This window comes from Candidatus Avelusimicrobium faecicola, from assembly GCA_900540405.1.
Taxonomy (GTDB): Bacteria; Elusimicrobiota; Elusimicrobia; order Elusimicrobiales; family Elusimicrobiaceae; genus Avelusimicrobium; species Avelusimicrobium faecicola.
The window spans coordinates 1-16,160 of the sequence record UQFW01000035.1; the positions used below are offsets into that span (position 1 = coordinate 1).

Genomic DNA, 16,160 nt, shown 5'->3' on the forward strand with positions numbered 1-16,160 from the left:
GGTAAACCTGAGTAGCACCCCCGGCATAGCCGGGGGTTTCAAAAACACAAAAAAATGCCCGGCGGGGGGCCGGGCATAAATCCAACATTCACCGTACGGCGGTTTATTTTTTGTAGGCCATGCAACAGTTGCCCAACAAACAATGGGCGCAATCCGCGGTGGCGGCTGGCTCTTTCAGCGCGGCTAAAATTTTCCGCGCAAAGTCCGTCAGGGTCGGGTCGCGCGCGCCCAAAACCAAAATTACATCTCCCGGTTGGGCACAGGCGGCAATATCGGCCAGTTGGCGTTCCCGGCAGGAATCGTAAGATACATTTACGCCCCGCGCTTTTAAGCCCTCGTAAACCGTTTGGCAGGAAACCCCTTGCGGCACCGTTCCGCCCGGATAGTACACTTCCGTCAGCCATAAGTGGTCGTTCGGGCCGATATGTTTGGCAAAACTGTCCACAAAATCGGCCGCCAACATTTTGATACTGGTAAACGCATGGGGTTGATAAAACGCCAATACCCGCTGCCCGCGCAGGTGGGCGGCTTCAATGGTGGCGCCCAGTTTGTGCGGGTTGTGGGCAAAATCGTCAATCACTTCAATTTTGTTGTAGCTTCCCACGCTGGCAAAGCGCCGGGCAATCCCGGTAAATTTATTTAGTGCCTTGGCGCATGTTTCCAAATCTACGCCCATTTCCACCGCGGCGGCCACGGCGGCAACCGCGTTTGCCACGTTGTGCAACCCCGGCAAGTGCAGGCGGAATTCCTGCCCTTGAATGGTAAAGTCAGAGCCGAAGCCGTCCGCCTTAATGGCCGTGGGGTGGAAATCCCCGCCGGTAAGGCCAAAGGTTTTGGCTTTGCCGGAAATAGCCGTTAAGTTGGGCTCTTCCCCGTTCACAATCGCGTGTTTACAATGGGAAATAAACGTGTGGAAATAATCCTGCAAAATGTTAATTTCTTTATGGTCTTTGCGCAGGTTGAGGCACAGCCCCAAATACGGGTGGTATTTTACAATAGAGCCGTCGCTTTCGTCGGCCTCAATTACCAAAATATCGGACTCGCCTTTATACACATTCCCAAAAACGCCCTGCTCTTTTTGCAGGGAAAGAATAGCCGCTCCCGTAATGACGGACGGGCTCAACCCCGCAAACGCCAAAATATCATACACCATGGCGGTTGTGGTGCTTTTGCCGCTGGTGCCGGAAACCGCCACTGTTTTGTGGGTGGCAACGTGTTTGGCTAGCAGTTCCGAGCGGTGCATAATTTGGATACCCAGTTGTTTGGCTTTTTTAATTTCCGGGTTGTCGTCTTCAATGGCGGAAGAAAGCACCACCAGTTCGGTTTTTTCGTCAATGCCGCTTCCGTCTTGGGCAAACAGGGAAATGCCTAAATTTTTTAAGTACGTCCATAGTGCCAGGTCTGTATAGCCTTTGCTGATTAACCTGTCGGACCCGGTGACCGTGTCCCCGCTCATGGCGTGCAGTTGGGCCAGCGCGCTCATCCCCACGCCGCCAATACCTACAAAGTGAATTTTCATTTTCTTTTTTCCTTTAACTTAAATTTTGCGTAATCAGACATCGTATAAAATCCGGCTTCGCACTTCATCAGCCAGTTGGCAATATGCAAAGCGGAATGGGCAAATAAATCCCGGTTGAGTGCTTTATGCTCCAGGGTAATTTCGTCCAAAGGGGAGGCAAAACGCACTTGGTGCGTGCCCACAATTTCGCCTTGGCGGGCGAATGTCACTTGTTGCCAGGGCAGTCCTACGGCTTCCGCCAGTTTTTTGGCGGTACCGCTGGGGGCATCTTTTTTATGCACATGGTGTTCTTCGTGCAGGGCGGTTTCGTACCCGCGGTACATACGGGCGGCCAGTTTGGCCAGTTCCGTAAAATAGTACACGCTTAAACTGACGTTGGGCGCATAAAACACGGGTATTTTGTCTTCTTCCTGCATTTGGAATAAAAACGTTTCCGGCAGATTGGTGGTGCCGGTTAAAAACGGTTTCTTCTTTTCCCGCGCCAAATAAAACGCCTCTTGCGCCCCTTGCGGGGTGGAAAAATCCACCACACAATCAAACTGTTTGGGGAGCGGTTGGCCGGGCTCGTGTTGGGCGGCTACGGTTAAGCAAAGGGACGCGTCGCTTTGGATAATCCGCGCGAGCGCCTGCCCCATTTTGCCTTGGCCGCCGTTGATTAAAATGCTTTTCATTAGAATTTCTCCAATAATAATTCCACAATTTGCCGGGCGTTCATAGCGGCGCCTTTTAGCAAATTGTCAAAGGTTATAAAATAATGCACCGTATTGGGCTCGTATAAATCCCGGCGCAGGCGGCAGGCGAATGTGGTTTCCTGCCCGCTGGCCTCTAGGGGCGTGACGGGCTCTTCCCGGTATTGTAAATGGGGAAAGGCGTTAAACAATTTTTTGATTTCTTCTATATCGGCCGGGCGGTTGAATTTAACCGTCACCCCCAAAGAGTGCGCATTTTCCACCGCCACCCGCACACAATGCGGATACACTTTAACGGCGGGTAAATCCAAAATTTTGCGCGTTTCAAAAACGCCTTTCAGTTCTTCGCTCGTGTAGCCGTTCTCCTGCACGGAGCCGATTTGCGGCACGCAGTTGTTGGCATAGCGGGAGCCCGGCGTGTGGAAGTCTTCCAGCAGTTTTTTGCCGCCGCCGCTGATGGCCTGATAGGAGCAGAAAAAGATTTCCTGCGGCGTGTAATGGCCTTTCAAGGCGGCTAACGTCATCACTAGCCCGGTGGTGGTGCAGTTGGGGCTGGCAATTAAATGCGTGTCGGCAGTAATGGTTTGCGGGTTGATTTCCGGTATGACGAGCGGTACGCCGTCCTGCAAGCGGAATTCCGAAGACATATCCACCAAAAAACGCACCCGCCCTTTTAATTGGGGCACCAGGGCGCGGGAGTCCGGGTTGTCCGTGCATAACACGGCAATATCCAGCGGGGTGATTTCGTCTTTGCGCCCGAAAGTTTTAATGGTGAAAGGAGTTTTTATTTTTTGAAATTCGGCCAGTAGTTTTTGCCCTACCATGCCGTTAATACCAATAATACCTGCGGTTTTCATGAGTCCTCTAAATAAATAAATCAGCTTTAGCCTGCGCGGCAAGTGCCGTTAAGCGTTGGGCGGTTTCCGCGCGGACAGGGCCCAGCGGCAGGCGCACAGTTTCCCGGCAGAGCCCGCGTTGGGCCAATAAGTATTTTATGCAAACAGGGTTGGTTTCCCAATAACACGCTTTAATAAGCGGGTACACCGGGCGGAATGCTTCCCACGCGGCCAGGGCCCCTTGCGTTTGAAAGGTTTTGTAAATATGCACAAAAGCCGGAGCCAATACATTGGCCGCCGCGCTGATAATGCCGCTTGCGCCCATGGCTAAAAAGTGGGTAAACAAATCGTCATTTCCGCAAAGTTGCTGTACGCGGCCCGTGTGGCGCACGGCAAAATCCGTCACGCCGGCCCAATCGTAATCGGACTCTTTCACCGCTTTAATTTGCGGTACGGCCGCTAACAAATCGTCCATAACGGCGGCGGGTACTTTTAAGCCGGTGCGCCCCGGAATGTGGTACAGCACCAGGGGCACGCCCTCGGCTCCTGCGGCTTGAAAGTGCCCAATCAGCCCGGCGGGATTGGGTTTGTTGTAGTAAGGCGTGACCACAAGCACCCCTTCCGGCCGATACGCTTTAGCCAGGCGGATTTGTTCCACGGTGGTGGCGGTGGCGTTCGTTCCGGCGCCGATAATAAACGGAACCCTGCCGTTAATGTGGCGCACGGCCGTATCCAAAACGGCCTTTTTTTCGTCCCCGGTCAGGGTGGCGGTTTCGGCGGTGGTGCCCAATAAAACCAAGCCGTTTATGCCGGCCTCTATTTGCCGGTCTAACAGGTCGGTCAGAGCGGTAAAATCAATTTTTCCGTCTGCATCAAAAGGTGTAATAAAAGCGGTGTAAACCCCGGTAAACATAAGCTCCTCTGCGCGTGTGCGCGCGGATAATATAAATACGGATAGCCATATTTTAGCAATTTAATTGCTATAATTAATGGAGATTTTACATAAGGGGATTTTTAACTATGAATACAGAAGATTGGAAAGAGACTTTCCCTACCCAAACTTCCCAAAGTTTACCGAAAGAAGTATGGGAGAAGAAGCTGTTAGAAAACGAAAAAACCGCCCCGGTGCCGCAAGCGGCCGCCGAGCCGGAAGAACCCTCCGCCGAGAAACTGGCGGATAACCCGGAGCCCCCCGCGCAAGAGCCGCCTGCGCAAAAACCGCCCAAGCCGGCCAAACACGGCTCTTACCGCAACTTATGGAGCTTTTTATTGTTATTAACTTTTACTGTGTCTGCGGTGTGTGGGGTTTTGCTGGTACTGAAACCGGGTATGAAATGCACGGAGCCGGTAGGCAAAACCAACACCAAGGGGGCGTTTGTCAGCGGATTAAAATCTTCCGGCGAGGGGTTAGCGTGGATTAAGGTGCGCGGCGTGATTGCCGAAAGCGGCGACAGCGGGCCGTTCTCCCGCCAAACCGGGGCCAGCGCGATTGCCAAAAAAATCCGCACGGCCGCGGCGGATGACGCCGTGAAAGCCATTGTGATTGATATTAATTCCCCCGGCGGCACGGTGGCTTCCGTACAAAACATTTACAGCGAAATCCAGGCCGCCAAGCAAAAAGGCAAAAAAGTAGTAGCCTTGTTTAGGGATGTAGCCGCCAGCGGCGGGTTTTATATTGCCATGGCCGCCGATAAAATTGTGGCCGAGCCGGGCACCATTACAGGCTCCGTGGGTGTGATTATGCAAACCAACAATGTGGAGGGGTTGTTCAAAAAAATCGGGGTGAGCGTCACGCCGATTACGTCCGGCAAATATAAAGACATCGGTTCTTCCTACCGCCCGATGACGGATGCGGAAAAAGCCCTGCTGCAAGATATGGTGAGCGAAACTTACGGCCAGTTTTTTGCCGCCGTTAAGGCCGGGCGCCCGGGCGTAAAACCGGCCGATTTGACGGAATATACGGACGGCCGGGTATTTACCGGAGAGCGGGCCTATAAACTGGGTTTTATAGATAAACTGGGCGGCGAAGAAGAAGCCCGCCTGCTGGCCGGGGAATTGGCCGGCCTCAAAGACCCCAAAATTTTATCCAACCGCGGGGAAAGTTTGCGCGAAGCGTTTTTCTCCTTCGGCAGTAATTTGGAAGGGCAAAGCCTGGCTAAACAGTTGGAAAGTTTAACCACGCCGAACGTGTCTTATTTGTGGTCTAACTAGGGGGCATTATGAGCCAACTGCTAAACGCTTATTTTGCGTATATGGAATCCCCGCGCGAGGGGCTTGAAAAGCTGTTCCGCCGCCGCGCGTACGGGGTGGGGTTGTCCGGCTATTTGATGGCCGCCCTGGCCGCCGTGTGCGTGTTTAACATGGGGGAAGGGATTGGGGTGTTTTCTTTCCTGTACAAAACGCTGGTGCTGTTTATTGCGGAAGTGCTGATTGGCGCCCTGATGGCGGCTTGTGCCGCGCTGTTTTTGGACTGGTCCGGGCGGGATGCCTCGCCGGCCCGGTTGTTTGTGCTAATCGGCACGGCCGGGTTTATTAAGGGGCTCCTGATTGCGGGCGCCATTGTGTTTTTGGCGGTGCCTGTATTGCACTATTTAATGCCGCTTTTGGTGCTTTTGGTACTGGTTTTGCAACTGGGCTATTTAACCCGGAATGTGGCGCGGCTGTACCAGGTATCCGGCCCGCGCGCTTGTGTGGCTGTTTTGTTTTGCGCGGCCCCGGCGCTGGTGGCGGCTTTGCTGGCCATGCTGTTTTTAGTGTGGGGCATTTTCCTGTTGTTTTAAGCAGCCGGAACCTTTGAAAAATCCGCCCTTTCCCGGGCGGATTTTTTATTTGCAATAAATTGCGGGGGTGGCGTGTTATATGATAGAATGTACTTACCGGTAGGTAGACATTCAAAAGGCCGCCGGTTATTTTTTTCTATGAAACAAACAGAACCAACCAAATTAGACCGGCAGGACCGGGAACAGCGCATGCGCGCTAAAATAAAAAAAGCCGCTTTTGCTTTAATGGCGGACCGGGGCATTGACCAGGTTTCCATGCGGGAAATTGCCGAAAAAGTAAAAGTGACTAAACCGGTGCTGTATTATTATTTTAAGAATAAAGAAGACCTCTGCCGCAGTATTGTGGCGGAGCATGAACAGGGGTTTTCCAAACTGTTGGAAGATTCTTTCAACCGCGGGGACGAATTGGAAAGCGTCCTCAACCGCCTGTTGGGGGCCCATTTGGAATTTTTCCGCAAAACGCCGGTTAATTCCAAATTTGTGGTGCAGATGTTGGCTTATACGCTGAATAAAAAATTCCCAAAAGAGGAACGCAAACTGTCGCCGGAAAAGGTACTGGGCGATTTTTTGTCCGGTAAAGAAAACCTCCACCGCTTGCCGGCCGGAGCCACCCGCGACATCAGCCTTCTTTTTTCGGCCCTGTTCTCAAAAATAATGTTAAACGCGTATGTAGAGGCGTACATCCAACCGGAAAAGGATTCCCCGTATACCGAGGAAACCGCCCGGCGTTTAACCAAAATTATTTTACTGGGCGTAAAACAGTATTACGAAATTTATGAAAAATAAGACCGTTATTATCTTTATGGCCGCTTTACTGGCGGCCGGAATAACCCCGGCCTGGGGGGCATTAGCGCCCAAGCCGGCGGCTAACTTGTTTGCGGAACAAGATGTGGGAGGGGAGAAAATTACCATTTCCCAAGCTATTCAAATGGCGTTGGAAGATTCCTACCAGGTAATTGATGCCGTCAAACAAAAAGAAATTTACGAACGCCAGTTGTCTGCCGCGCGGGCGGGGTATTATCCCAGCCTGTCGTTAGACGGTTCCTATTCGCGCGCCATTAAAAAAGCGCGCTTTGCCATGGGCAGCGGCGGCATGGTGGAAGTGGGCAAAAACAACACGTATAGTGCGGGGCTCAACTTAAACCAAACTTTGTGGGCCGGCGGCCAGGTTAGAAACACCGCCCGGCTGGCTAAAGTGACGGCCGAAGAAGGCGCCTACAACTTAAAACATGTGCGCGACCTGGTGACCAAAGCGGTTGTTAAATACTGCTACGGCATTATTTATGCTTCGGCCTATATCCGCGTGCAGGAAGAATCTTTGGAAGTTGCCCGCCAACACTTGCAGGAAACCCAAGCCAAATACAAGCAAGGGCTTGCCAGCAGTTTGGATGTATTGACCCAAAAAGTAAAGGTGGAAAATATAGAGCCTACCGTCATTCAGGCGCGCAAAAATTTTGAATTGAGCAATTTGTATTTGCGCCAAATTTTGAACCGGGACCCGGAAGACAAAATTTATTTAACGTGGTCCCGGCAGGATTTGGAACTGCCGCCCTTGCCGTCTTTGGAAAGTTTATATGAAAAAGCCATGCAGCACCGCCCGGAATTAATCATTTCCAAATTGGCGGTAGATGCGGCGCACTATAACATTAATATTGCCAAATCCGGCCATTGGCCCATCCTGGCCTTAAATGCGGATTATACTTTTAACGGCTTAACGGAGCAGGGTTTTCCGCACAGTAAACAGGACCGCTATTGGTCTTCCAACGCCGGGCTGACGTTAAGTATCCCGCTTTTTGAGGGGGGTAAAGTGAATGCGCAAGTGGCGCAGAAAAAACTGGCTTACGAACAAGCCGTGGCGGCGTATCAAAACAAACTTAAAAACGTGCGTATAGAAGTAAAAGAAGCATGGCTGAATTTAGCCGAAGCGCGCAACCGCATAGAAGCCACCAAAGGGGTGGTGGAACAGGCGCGCGAAAACTTGAGCGCCCAGATGAAGCGCTACCGCGCCGGGCTGACCAGCCAGCTGGAGCTGAACGACGCCATTACGGACGTGAACGATTCCGACTTGCAATATGTGCAAGCCGTATACGACGGCGCAATTGCGCTTTCTGACTTAAAATTTGCCGTAGGGGGAGAAGGAAAATTGTATGAAGAAGAAAACAAGTAAAAGAATTACCGCTTGTGTGATAGGCGCTGTGGTTATTTTGGCGTTGGTGGTACTGCTTAAACCCAAAGCCGCCAATCCGTTAGATAGCGTAGCCAAAGACGTTTTTGCCGTCCGCCCGGAAACCGTGCAAAAGCGTGATTTGCGCCACCAGTTAATTATGTCCGGCAGTGTAAAAGCGTGGGAAGAAGCCACCCTTTACCCGCGTGTGAGCGGGAAACTGCTTAAAAATTTACTAAGGGAAGGGGATTCGGTCAAAAAGAACCAAACCGTCAGCTTAATTGAGCGCGACGAAGTAGGCGCCGTGTATGAGCCGGTGGTAGTGCCTTCCACCATTACCGGGTTAGTGGGCCGCGTGTATTTGGACCCGGGTGCCAACGTGACGGTTTCTACCCCGGTGGCGTTGGTCGTCAACCAAGAGCGCGTGCGCGTGGCGGTGGATATGCCGGAACGCTACATCGGCGAAATTTACAAAGGCCAGCCCGCCACGTTGCGTGTGGACGCCTTGCCCGGCAAAGAATTTAATGCCCGCCTGCAAATCATCAGCCCGGTGGTGGATTCCAACAGCCGCGCGGTGGCCGTGGAATTTTGGGCCGATAACCCCAAAGGGCTCCTTAAATCCGGGATGTTTGCCAAAGTGGATGTGACGCTGTCTGAAAAGAAAAACGCGGTATCTATCGCTAAAAAAAGTTTGTACCGCCAAAATGGGGAAAGCTATGTGTTTGTGCCGTCCCAAGACGGCAGAACGGCCCAAAAGAAAGTGGTAAGTGTCGGCTTTGAAAACACAGACCATTTGGAAATTGCAGACGGCTTGAAAGAAGGCGATACTATTTTGGAATTTGCTTACGGTTTGCAAGACGGCAGCAAAATTGACATGGGGAAATAAGGCGCTTTTATGCAACAAACAACACCAAATAACGCGCAACCGTCCGCCCGCCCAGAAAAGAAAGGCGGCTTGACGGCCCTGTTTATTAACCGCCCGGTGGCTACTATCATGATGAGTTTAGCCGTGGTGGTACTGGGTTTTATGTCTTATTCGGGCATGGGCGTTGGGATGTTCCCCAACGTAGACGTGCCGTATGTACTGGTGCAAACCACTTTGGCCGGGGCCAACCCGGAAGAAGTGGAAACTTCCATTACCAAAGTGGTGGAAGAATCCGTCAACCAGGTGGAAGGGATTGACGAAATTAAATCCCAAAGCATGGAAGGGTTTTCCCTGGTAAGCATTAAGTTTGATATGGACAAAGACGGCGACGTTGCCGCCCAGGAAGTGCGCGACAAAGTAGAGCTGATTAAAAACGAATTGCCGGACGGTACGGATGCCCCCGTTGTGCAAAAACTGGATATGGATTCCATAGCCGTACTAAACGTGGTAGTATCCGGCGAGCGCGACATTGTGGATTTAACCGAAGTTGCCAAGAAAAAAGTAAAAGAAAATATTGAAAACATCCGCGGCGTAGGCGCCGTAAGCATTGTAGGCGGCCGCGAACGCGAAATCCATGTGATTGTAAACCCGCTGAAACTTTTTGCGCTCAATTTGCCGATTAGTGATGTTTCTTCCGGCCTGGCAGACCAGAACGTGGAAATTCCCGGCGGGCGCGTGGAACAAAAACACCAGGAATACAACTTGCGTATTTTGGGCCGTATCCCCACGGTGGAAGCGTTTAATGATGTGTTTATTGCCAAACGCAAAGGCACTTCTATTAAAGTGTCCGACATCGGGCACGCCGAAGACTCCGGCGAATATGAGCGTTCTTCCGCGTGGCTTAACTCCCGCCGCTCCGTCACGCTGGAAGTGACCAAACAATCCGGCACCAACACGTTGGCGGTAGTGCAAGGGGTCAAAGACAAACTGGCCCTCATTGAGCCTACCTTGCCGAAAGATATTCACATTACGCTGATGATGGACCAATCCGGCAACATTAAAGGTTCCGTGCATACCGTGCTGGAACACTTGATTTTGGGTGGTTTTTTGGCCGGGGTAATGGTGCTTTTGTTTATGGGCTCCCTGCGCTCCACCTTTATTGCGTTTTTGGCGATGCCTATTTCTATCATCGGTTCGTTTATCTTTATGAAGATGAGCGGATTTACCATTGATACCATGACCCTGTTGGGCCTTACGGTGGCGGTAGGTATTGTAATTGACGACGCGATTGTTATGTTGGAAAACATTTTCCGCCACATGGAAAAATACAACAAAACGCCTAAACGCGCCGCGTTGGACGGTTCGCGCGAAATTACGTCCACCGTTATTGCCACTACGCTTTCTATTTTGGTTATTTTCCTGCCGCTTGCGTATATGAGCGGTATGGTGGGGCGCATTGTAAACAGCTACGGTTTAACCGTGGTATTTGCTATTGCGCTTTCCGGTGTGGTGGCGCTTACGCTTACGCCTATGCTCTGCGCCAAAATGTTGAAACAAGGCGAGCAAAAAAGCCGTTTGGACCACCTGGTGGACCGCATCAATCATAAATTGGTGGATTGGTATATTCCGTTATTGGATTGGTCTATTCACCACCGTAAAACCATGGTGGCGGTGTCTGTATTCTGCATACTCTTGATGTTCCCCATGTTGGCTAAAGTGGGGGGAGAATTTATCCCGGTGGACGACAGCGGCAAAGTACAAGTGACGGTGGAAGCCCCGGTGGGCACCAGTTATGCCGATACATTGGACATCCTGCGCCAAATTGAAAAAGACGTACGCCGCTTGCCGCATGTCAAAGATACGTTGGTGGTTGCCGGTGTAAACAGCAACAGCTTTGCCAGTTCCAACCCGGCCAACAAAGGCTATGTGCGCTACGAGCTGGAGGAGCGCGACAAACGCGAAGGCTTGACGACCAACGATTATTTGAAAGCCACCCGCGATATGATGAAAAAATACGACGGTTTGGAAACCACCACTTATATCGTCAGTGACGGCCCTTCCGCCGGTTCGTATGAATTGCAGTACGTTATTTCCGGCCCGGATATTGATAAACTGGCCGAATACGGCAACACCATGATTGCCCAACTGCGCAAAGACCCGCGGTTTATTGATTTGGATTTGTCTTTGGACTTATCCAAGCCGGAATACCGCGTGGTAATTAACCGCGATAAAGCCCACAGTTTGGGCGTTAAAGTATCCAGTATTGCTTCCGCGTTGCGCACCATGGTAGGCGGGGAAGACGATATTACAAAATATAAAGACGGGGACGAGCTGTATGACGTGCGCGTTCGCGTGGCCGAGGAATACCGCGACACCAAAGAAGCCATTGCCGCTTTAATGGTGCCCGGCAAATCCAACGGGGAAGACACCATTGTCCGTTTGGACTCTGTGGCCACGATTGAAGAAGGCACCGGCCCCAGCCAAATTGACCGCCACAACCGCCAACGCCAAGTGACGGTGCAAGCCAACTTAAACGGCATTGACCAGCGCAGTGCGTTGGCTATCGTGGAGCAAGCGTATAAAGACTTAAACGCCGGGGTGGAATATACGGGCGGAACATCCGGGATGTCACAAGAAATGGGCAAGATGTTTATGTCCTTTATTATGGCGTTCGTGTTGGCGTTCCTGTTTAAGTATATGATTTTGGCCGCCCAGTTTGAAAGCTATACGCACCCGGTGGCTATTATCGTATCACTGCCGCTGACAATTCCGTTTGCGGTGCTGTCTTTACTGCTTACCGGGCAGACCATGAACTTATACAGTTTGTTGGGTATTTTTATGTTGATTGGGGTGGTCAGCAAAAACGCTATTTTGCAGACGGACTACACCAACCAACTGCGCGCCCGCGGCTACGGCCGCACGGAAGCCATTTTGCAGGCCAACCGCGTGCGCTTGCGCCCTATTTTGATGACCACGCTAACCCTGATTATGGGTGTGGCCCCCATGATTATTTCCAACGGGGTGGGGGCGGAAGAACGCCGCAGTTTGGCGATTGTTATTGTGGGCGGGCAGGCGCTTTCGCTGCTGGTCACCCTGCTAATGACTCCGGTGACGTATATTTTAATGGACGAATTTGGCGATTGGCTGAATTGGAAGCTGTTTAATATCCCGGTGCCGGAAGATAAAAACCAGGCAGTTATTTTGCCCGAAGTCCCGCCGGAAGAAGAATAAAACAGCGGGTAAGTTTGGCGTTTTACACACGGGGGAAAACATTTTCTCCCGTGTTTTTTATCGGGCGGCTATCTAAAACAAAAAAGCGGCCCCTTTTAATAGGGGCCGCTTTCAAAATAAACCAAAAAGAAAAGGTGCGGGCGGGAATCGAACCCGCGAATATGAGTTTTGCAGACTCACGCCTTACCACTTGGCCACCGCACCGTATACGTCAAAAATTGGGAACAACTTATTATAGCAAAATTTTTAATATCTGCAAATACTTTTCTAATAACCTTATTTTACCCCCTTGAATTTTTTCAAACCGCTTTTATACTACCAGTATGGGAGAGCCAAACAGACCCGCTTTTGGGTGAGCCCCGTATGGGGCAGGGCCTCCCTCCTTTTTATAAAATACCGGTTTTGCCCGTGCGGCGGCCGGTATTTTTTTGCATAAATGATAAAAAGACTATACGAAAGCCTTTTTATTTGCTACAATAACAGTACCTATCAAAGGCGGCCAACAAGGGGTTGCCACGTATTACAGTAGGGTTATGTCCAAAAGAGGTCTTCCGCTGGAAGCTTTTTTTTGGTATAATAAAGTACTGTCTTAGTGCGGGCGTAGTTCAATGGTAGAACACTAGCCTTCCAAGCTTGATACGTGGGTTCGATTCCCATCGCCCGCTTTTGAAACCCGTAAGGGAAATGCTGGGGTAGCTCAGTCGGTAGAGCATCTCCATGGTAAGGAGAAGGTCGTGGGTTCGATTCCCACTCCCAGCTTTGTTTTGAAATTATTAGTTAGTACCCGGCAGTATACGCTGGGGTAGCTCAGTCGGTAGAGCATCTCCATGGTAAGGAGAAGGTCGTGGGTTCGATTCCCACTCCCAGCTTTTTGTTTTGGAACAACTAAACCATGCAGTAAAATTAGAAACAGGAGAACTAGACAAATGGCAAAGGAAAAATTTTCCAGAAGCAAACCGCACGTTAACGTCGGTACCATTGGCCACGTGGACCACGGCAAGACCACGTTGACCACGGCTATTACCAAAGTATTGGCCAAAGAAGGCAAAGCCAAAGCTATGGCTTACAGCGACATCGCCAAAGGCGGTGTAGTTCGTGACGCCTCCAAAATTGTGACTGTTGCCGTATCCCACGTGGAATACGAAACCAACAACAGACACTATGCTCACATTGACTGCCCCGGCCACGCCGACTATATTAAAAACATGATTACCGGTGCCGCCCAGATGGACGGTGCTATCTTGGTAGTGTCCGCCGTAGACGGCCCGATGCCGCAAACCCGCGAACACGTACTGCTTGCCAAACAGGTAAACGTACCCCGGTTGGTTGTTTTCTTGAACAAAGTAGACTTGATTGATGACCCGGAAATGTTGGAACTCGTGGAAGAAGAAATCCGCGATTTACTGGGCAAATACGATTTTGACCGCGACAACACCCCCATCATCCGCGGTAGCGCTTTGAAAGCCATTGAAGGCGACCAGAGCGAATTGGGTGAACCTTCCATTCATCGCTTGATGGATGCGTTGGATACCTGGATTCCCGAACCCAAACGCGATACCGACAAGCCCTTCTTGATGGCTGTGGAAGACGTGTTCTCTATCACTGGCCGCGGTACCGTAGCCACCGGTAGAATTGAACGCGGTAAGGTACACGTGGGTGACCCGTTGGAAATCATCGGTTTCCGCGACACCTTGAACACCGTAGCCACCGGTATTGAAATGTTCCGCAAATTGCTGGACGAAGGTATTGCCGGCGATAACGTGGGTATCTTGTTGCGCGGTATTGACAAGAACCAGGTTGAAAGAGGCCAAGTTTTGGCTGCTCCTAAATCTGTGACCCCGCACAAACACTTCATGGGTCAGGTTTACATCTTGAAGAAAGAAGAAGGCGGCCGCCACACCCCGTTAACCCCGGGTTATAAACCGCAGTTCTATTTGAGAACCACGGACGTGACCGGTGAATTGTCCTTCAAACAAGACATGATTATGCCTGGCGATAACGCCGAAATTGAAGTGAAACTTATTACCCCCGTCGCTATGGAAGAAGGTTTGCGCTTCGCTATCCGCGAAGGCGGCCATACCGTAGGCGCCGGTGTCGTCACCAAGATTATTGAGTAGTAAAATTGTTTAGTTCACTGTTGCAGGGACATTGGTAAAACAATGTCCCTGCAGAATCCTTATAAAGTGGACTGTAAACCGGAGGGGCTAACCCCCCTCAATTATCAAGGAAAATAAGATGGCAACTGAAAGAATCACCATTGCGCTGGCCTGCACGGAATGCAAAAACAAGAACTACTATCAGGTCCGCGGCAAAAAGAAAGAATATAAGCTGGAACTGAACAAGTTCTGCAAAAAGTGCGGCAAAAGCACCAAGCACAAAGAAAGCAAGGCTTAATTTTAGTGGGAGCGTCGGTTAACTGGTAAACCACCGGTCTCCAAAACCGGGACTGAAGGTTCGAGTCCTTCCGCTCCTGCCAGTTTTATTTAGGAACAACGGATAAACTTTATGAACAAAGCAATCAGTTTTCTAAAGCAATCGGTAGCCGAGCTTAAAAAATCCACCTGGCTGACCCGCAAGGAAGTGGTGCAATCCACCATCCTGGTGGCTATTGTCGTGGCTTTGGTGGCCGCGTACGTCAGCATTATAGACTTCGGCCTTACCAAAGTGCTGGGTCTTATCGTTGGAGGACGTTAATGTCTGAAGAAAAATGCTGGTATGTTGTTCATACCCAAACCGGGCATGAAGATAAAGTAAGAGAAAAAATTCTCCTCAATGCGGATATCCAGAACTTTGGCGACCGTATCTTTAACGTTTTAGTTCCTACCGAAGAAGTGGTTGAAGTAAAACAAAATAAAAAAATTTTACGCAAACGCAAATTCTTCCCGGGCTATGTGCTGGTGCAAATGCTTCTCACCAGCGAGGCTTACTGGTTTATTAAAAACACCAACGGCGTCACGGGCTTTTTAGGTGACCCGAACCCCGTTCCGTTGCCGGAAGAAGAAATTGCCGGTATCGTGGAATTGACCGATAATTCTTCTGGCAAGCCCAAACACATGGTGGAATTTGAACGCGGCGAAAGCGTCCGTATTACGGAAGGTCCGTTCAAACATTTCATTGGTGAAGTGGAAGAAGTAAACGAACAGAAGAACAAACTGAAAGTAATGGTTACGGTCTTTGACCGCAAAACCCCTGTTGAAGTGGATTTCTTACAGGTGGAAAAGAACTAGATTTTACCGCAGTAAGCAGTAAAAATTACGGAGTACAAAAAAATGGCAAAAGAGAAAAAGATTAAAGGATATATCAAATTGCAGATTCCCGCCGGTGCCGCCAACCCGGCCCCGCCTGTGGGTCCGGCCTTGGGTCAGCATGGTGTAAACATCATGGAATTCTGCAAGCAGTTCAACGCCAAAACGGCTAAATTGGAAAAAGGGGTAAAAATTCCGGTCGTCATTACGGTTTACGAAGACCGCTCTTTCTCCTTTATTACCAAGATGCCGCCTATGGCCGTGCTGATTATTAAGGAATTAGGCTTAGCCAAAGGTTCCGGTCAGCCCCATAAAGAAAAAGTAGGCAAGATTACCCAAGCGCAGTGCGAAAAAATCGCCGCCGTTAAATTGCCTGACCTCAACACGAAAGACGTTAAACATGCCGCCGAAATGGTAAAAGGTACCTGCCGCAGCATGGGCGTAGACGTGGTGAAATAAATTTAGAAAATTTAAGGGAGGGCTGTTCCGGCCCGCAACAACCTTAAAGGAGATTTTAGATGGGAAAAAGAATGGAAGCAGCTAAAAAAGCATACGATAAAGCCAAGGTTTACACCTTAGCCGAAGGCGCCCAAATTGTAAAGGACAACGCCAAAGCTAAATTTGACGAAACCGTTGAATTGCATGTAAGCCTGGGTATTGATACCAGAAAGGCCGACCAATTGGTACGCGCGGCGGTAGTATTGCCCAACGGTACCGGTAAGACCAAACGCATTGCCGTTATTGCCAAGGGCGAACACGCCCAAGAAGCGCAAAAAGCGGGCGCGGACCGCGTAGGTGCGGAAGACATTGTGGAAGAAGTCCTCAAAGGCA

At 50.5% G+C, this 16,160-nt stretch carries 15 protein-coding genes, 5 tRNA genes and 1 pseudogene; 16 read left to right on the forward strand and 5 right to left on the reverse strand.

The annotated features are described in order from the left end of the window. Window positions 1–103: 103 nt before the first annotated feature. Genes ACQY18_RS04440 through dapA form a run of 4 tightly spaced genes read right to left on the reverse strand, consistent with a single transcriptional unit; the run spans window position 104 to window position 3,957 of the window. A complete protein-coding gene (locus ACQY18_RS04440) occupies window positions 104–1,519 on the reverse strand; it encodes a UDP-N-acetylmuramate--L-alanine ligase (protein ID WP_428039001.1) in 1,416 nt (471 codons plus the stop codon). Next, complete coding sequence (locus tag ACQY18_RS04445; protein WP_176778189.1) at window positions 1,516–2,190, reverse strand: dihydrodipicolinate reductase C-terminal domain-containing protein; 675 nt, start codon at window positions 2,188–2,190, stop codon at window positions 1,516–1,518. Before ACQY18_RS04445 ends, ACQY18_RS04440 begins: the two co-directional genes overlap by 4 nt. After that, entirely contained in the window at window positions 2,190–3,065 is an 876-nt protein-coding gene (locus tag ACQY18_RS04450) for an aspartate-semialdehyde dehydrogenase (protein ID WP_428039002.1), read from the reverse strand. Before ACQY18_RS04450 ends, ACQY18_RS04445 begins: the two co-directional genes overlap by 1 nt. A 7-nt stretch (window positions 3,066–3,072) precedes the next feature. Continuing rightward, the gene (gene dapA / locus ACQY18_RS04455) at window positions 3,073–3,957 is read right to left on the reverse strand and encodes a 4-hydroxy-tetrahydrodipicolinate synthase (protein WP_428039003.1); all 885 of its coding nucleotides are present in this window, start codon (window positions 3,955–3,957) and stop codon (window positions 3,073–3,075) included. A 107-nt stretch (window positions 3,958–4,064) separates the two neighbouring features. Between dapA and sppA the strand changes: the two genes are divergently transcribed. The 6 genes from sppA (at window position 4,065) to ACQY18_RS04485 (ending at window position 12,084) form a co-directional block, all read left to right on the forward strand. After that, window positions 4,065–5,255: a signal peptide peptidase SppA gene (gene sppA / locus ACQY18_RS04460; protein WP_428039004.1), complete on the forward strand. Its 1,191-nt coding sequence runs from the start codon at window positions 4,065–4,067 to the stop codon at window positions 5,253–5,255. A gap of 8 nt (window positions 5,256–5,263) precedes the next feature. Next, on the forward strand, window positions 5,264–5,824 hold the full coding sequence (locus ACQY18_RS04465) for a hypothetical protein (protein WP_176778185.1): 561 nt from the start codon (window positions 5,264–5,266) through the stop codon (window positions 5,822–5,824). Between the two features lie 138 nt (window positions 5,825–5,962). Further along, complete coding sequence (locus ACQY18_RS04470; RefSeq protein WP_428039005.1) at window positions 5,963–6,610, forward strand: TetR/AcrR family transcriptional regulator; 648 nt, start codon at window positions 5,963–5,965, stop codon at window positions 6,608–6,610. Continuing rightward, the gene (locus tag ACQY18_RS04475) at window positions 6,600–7,991 is read left to right on the forward strand and encodes a TolC family protein (RefSeq protein ID WP_428039006.1); all 1,392 of its coding nucleotides are present in this window, start codon (window positions 6,600–6,602) and stop codon (window positions 7,989–7,991) included. Before ACQY18_RS04470 ends, ACQY18_RS04475 begins: the two co-directional genes overlap by 11 nt. Beyond that, the gene (locus ACQY18_RS04480) at window positions 7,972–8,874 is read left to right on the forward strand and encodes an efflux RND transporter periplasmic adaptor subunit (RefSeq protein WP_428039007.1); all 903 of its coding nucleotides are present in this window, start codon (window positions 7,972–7,974) and stop codon (window positions 8,872–8,874) included. Before ACQY18_RS04475 ends, ACQY18_RS04480 begins: the two co-directional genes overlap by 20 nt. A 9-nt stretch (window positions 8,875–8,883) precedes the next feature. After that, the gene (locus ACQY18_RS04485) at window positions 8,884–12,084 is read left to right on the forward strand and encodes an efflux RND transporter permease subunit (protein ID WP_428039008.1); all 3,201 of its coding nucleotides are present in this window, start codon (window positions 8,884–8,886) and stop codon (window positions 12,082–12,084) included. Window positions 12,085–12,216: 132 nt separating this feature from the next. Here ACQY18_RS04485 and ACQY18_RS04490 read toward each other — a convergent pair. After that, window positions 12,217–12,288 (reverse strand) — tRNA-Cys (locus tag ACQY18_RS04490). Between the two features lie 390 nt (window positions 12,289–12,678). Here ACQY18_RS04490 and ACQY18_RS04495 point away from each other — a divergent pair. The 10 genes and pseudogenes from ACQY18_RS04495 to ACQY18_RS04540 form a co-directional block, all read left to right on the forward strand. Then, window positions 12,679–12,749, forward strand: a tRNA-Gly gene (locus ACQY18_RS04495). A 21-nt stretch (window positions 12,750–12,770) separates the two neighbouring features. Continuing rightward, a tRNA-Thr gene (locus ACQY18_RS04500) sits at window positions 12,771–12,843 on the forward strand. A 37-nt stretch (window positions 12,844–12,880) separates the two neighbouring features. Next, a tRNA-Thr gene (locus ACQY18_RS04505) sits at window positions 12,881–12,953 on the forward strand. Window positions 12,954–13,010: 57 nt separating this feature from the next. Beyond that, window positions 13,011–14,201, forward strand: coding sequence for an elongation factor Tu (gene tuf / locus ACQY18_RS04510; RefSeq protein ID WP_176778180.1), 1,191 nt, complete (start codon window positions 13,011–13,013; stop codon window positions 14,199–14,201). A 118-nt stretch (window positions 14,202–14,319) separates the two neighbouring features. Beyond that, entirely contained in the window at window positions 14,320–14,478 is a 159-nt protein-coding gene (rpmG, locus tag ACQY18_RS04515) for a 50S ribosomal protein L33 (protein WP_176778179.1), read from the forward strand. A gap of 7 nt (window positions 14,479–14,485) precedes the next feature. Then, window positions 14,486–14,560, forward strand: a tRNA-Trp gene (locus tag ACQY18_RS04520). A gap of 29 nt (window positions 14,561–14,589) precedes the next feature. Beyond that, complete coding sequence (secE, locus tag ACQY18_RS04525; protein ID WP_176778178.1) at window positions 14,590–14,778, forward strand: preprotein translocase subunit SecE; 189 nt, start codon at window positions 14,590–14,592, stop codon at window positions 14,776–14,778. Further along, on the forward strand, window positions 14,778–15,311 hold the full coding sequence (gene nusG, locus ACQY18_RS04530; protein WP_176778177.1) for a transcription termination/antitermination protein NusG: 534 nt from the start codon (window positions 14,778–14,780) through the stop codon (window positions 15,309–15,311). Before secE ends, nusG begins: the two co-directional genes overlap by 1 nt. Window positions 15,312–15,353: 42 nt before the next feature. Beyond that, window positions 15,354–15,788, forward strand: coding sequence for a 50S ribosomal protein L11 (gene rplK, locus ACQY18_RS04535; RefSeq protein ID WP_176778176.1), 435 nt, complete (start codon window positions 15,354–15,356; stop codon window positions 15,786–15,788). A 59-nt stretch (window positions 15,789–15,847) separates the two neighbouring features. Further along, a pseudogene (locus ACQY18_RS04540) lies at window positions 15,848–16,160 on the forward strand (50S ribosomal protein L1); the annotation flags it as partial.

Bases quoted from the DNA above. Each gene is read 5' to 3' on its own strand.
- ACQY18_RS04440 (WP_428039001.1), bottom strand. From the start codon at position 1,519: ATGAAAATTCACTTTGTAGGTATTGGCGGCGTGGGGATGAGCGCGCTG.
- ACQY18_RS04445 (WP_176778189.1), bottom strand. From the start codon at position 2,190: ATGAAAAGCATTTTAATCAACGGCGGCCAAGGCAAAATGGGGCAGGCG.
- ACQY18_RS04450 (WP_428039002.1), bottom strand. From the start codon at position 3,065: ATGAAAACCGCAGGTATTATTGGTATTAACGGCATGGTAGGGCAAAAA.
- dapA (WP_428039003.1), bottom strand. From the start codon at position 3,957: ATGTTTACCGGGGTTTACACCGCTTTTATTACACCTTTTGATGCAGAC.
- sppA (WP_428039004.1), top strand. From the start codon at position 4,065: ATGAATACAGAAGATTGGAAAGAGACTTTCCCTACCCAAACTTCCCAA.
- ACQY18_RS04465 (WP_176778185.1), top strand. From the start codon at position 5,264: ATGAGCCAACTGCTAAACGCTTATTTTGCGTATATGGAATCCCCGCGC.
- ACQY18_RS04470 (WP_428039005.1), top strand. From the start codon at position 5,963: ATGAAACAAACAGAACCAACCAAATTAGACCGGCAGGACCGGGAACAG.
- ACQY18_RS04475 (WP_428039006.1), top strand. From the start codon at position 6,600: ATGAAAAATAAGACCGTTATTATCTTTATGGCCGCTTTACTGGCGGCC.
- ACQY18_RS04480 (WP_428039007.1), top strand. From the start codon at position 7,972: ATGAAGAAGAAAACAAGTAAAAGAATTACCGCTTGTGTGATAGGCGCT.
- ACQY18_RS04485 (WP_428039008.1), top strand. From the start codon at position 8,884: ATGCAACAAACAACACCAAATAACGCGCAACCGTCCGCCCGCCCAGAA.
- tuf (WP_176778180.1), top strand. From the start codon at position 13,011: ATGGCAAAGGAAAAATTTTCCAGAAGCAAACCGCACGTTAACGTCGGT.
- rpmG (WP_176778179.1), top strand. From the start codon at position 14,320: ATGGCAACTGAAAGAATCACCATTGCGCTGGCCTGCACGGAATGCAAA.
- secE (WP_176778178.1), top strand. From the start codon at position 14,590: ATGAACAAAGCAATCAGTTTTCTAAAGCAATCGGTAGCCGAGCTTAAA.
- nusG (WP_176778177.1), top strand. From the start codon at position 14,778: ATGTCTGAAGAAAAATGCTGGTATGTTGTTCATACCCAAACCGGGCAT.
- rplK (WP_176778176.1), top strand. From the start codon at position 15,354: ATGGCAAAAGAGAAAAAGATTAAAGGATATATCAAATTGCAGATTCCC.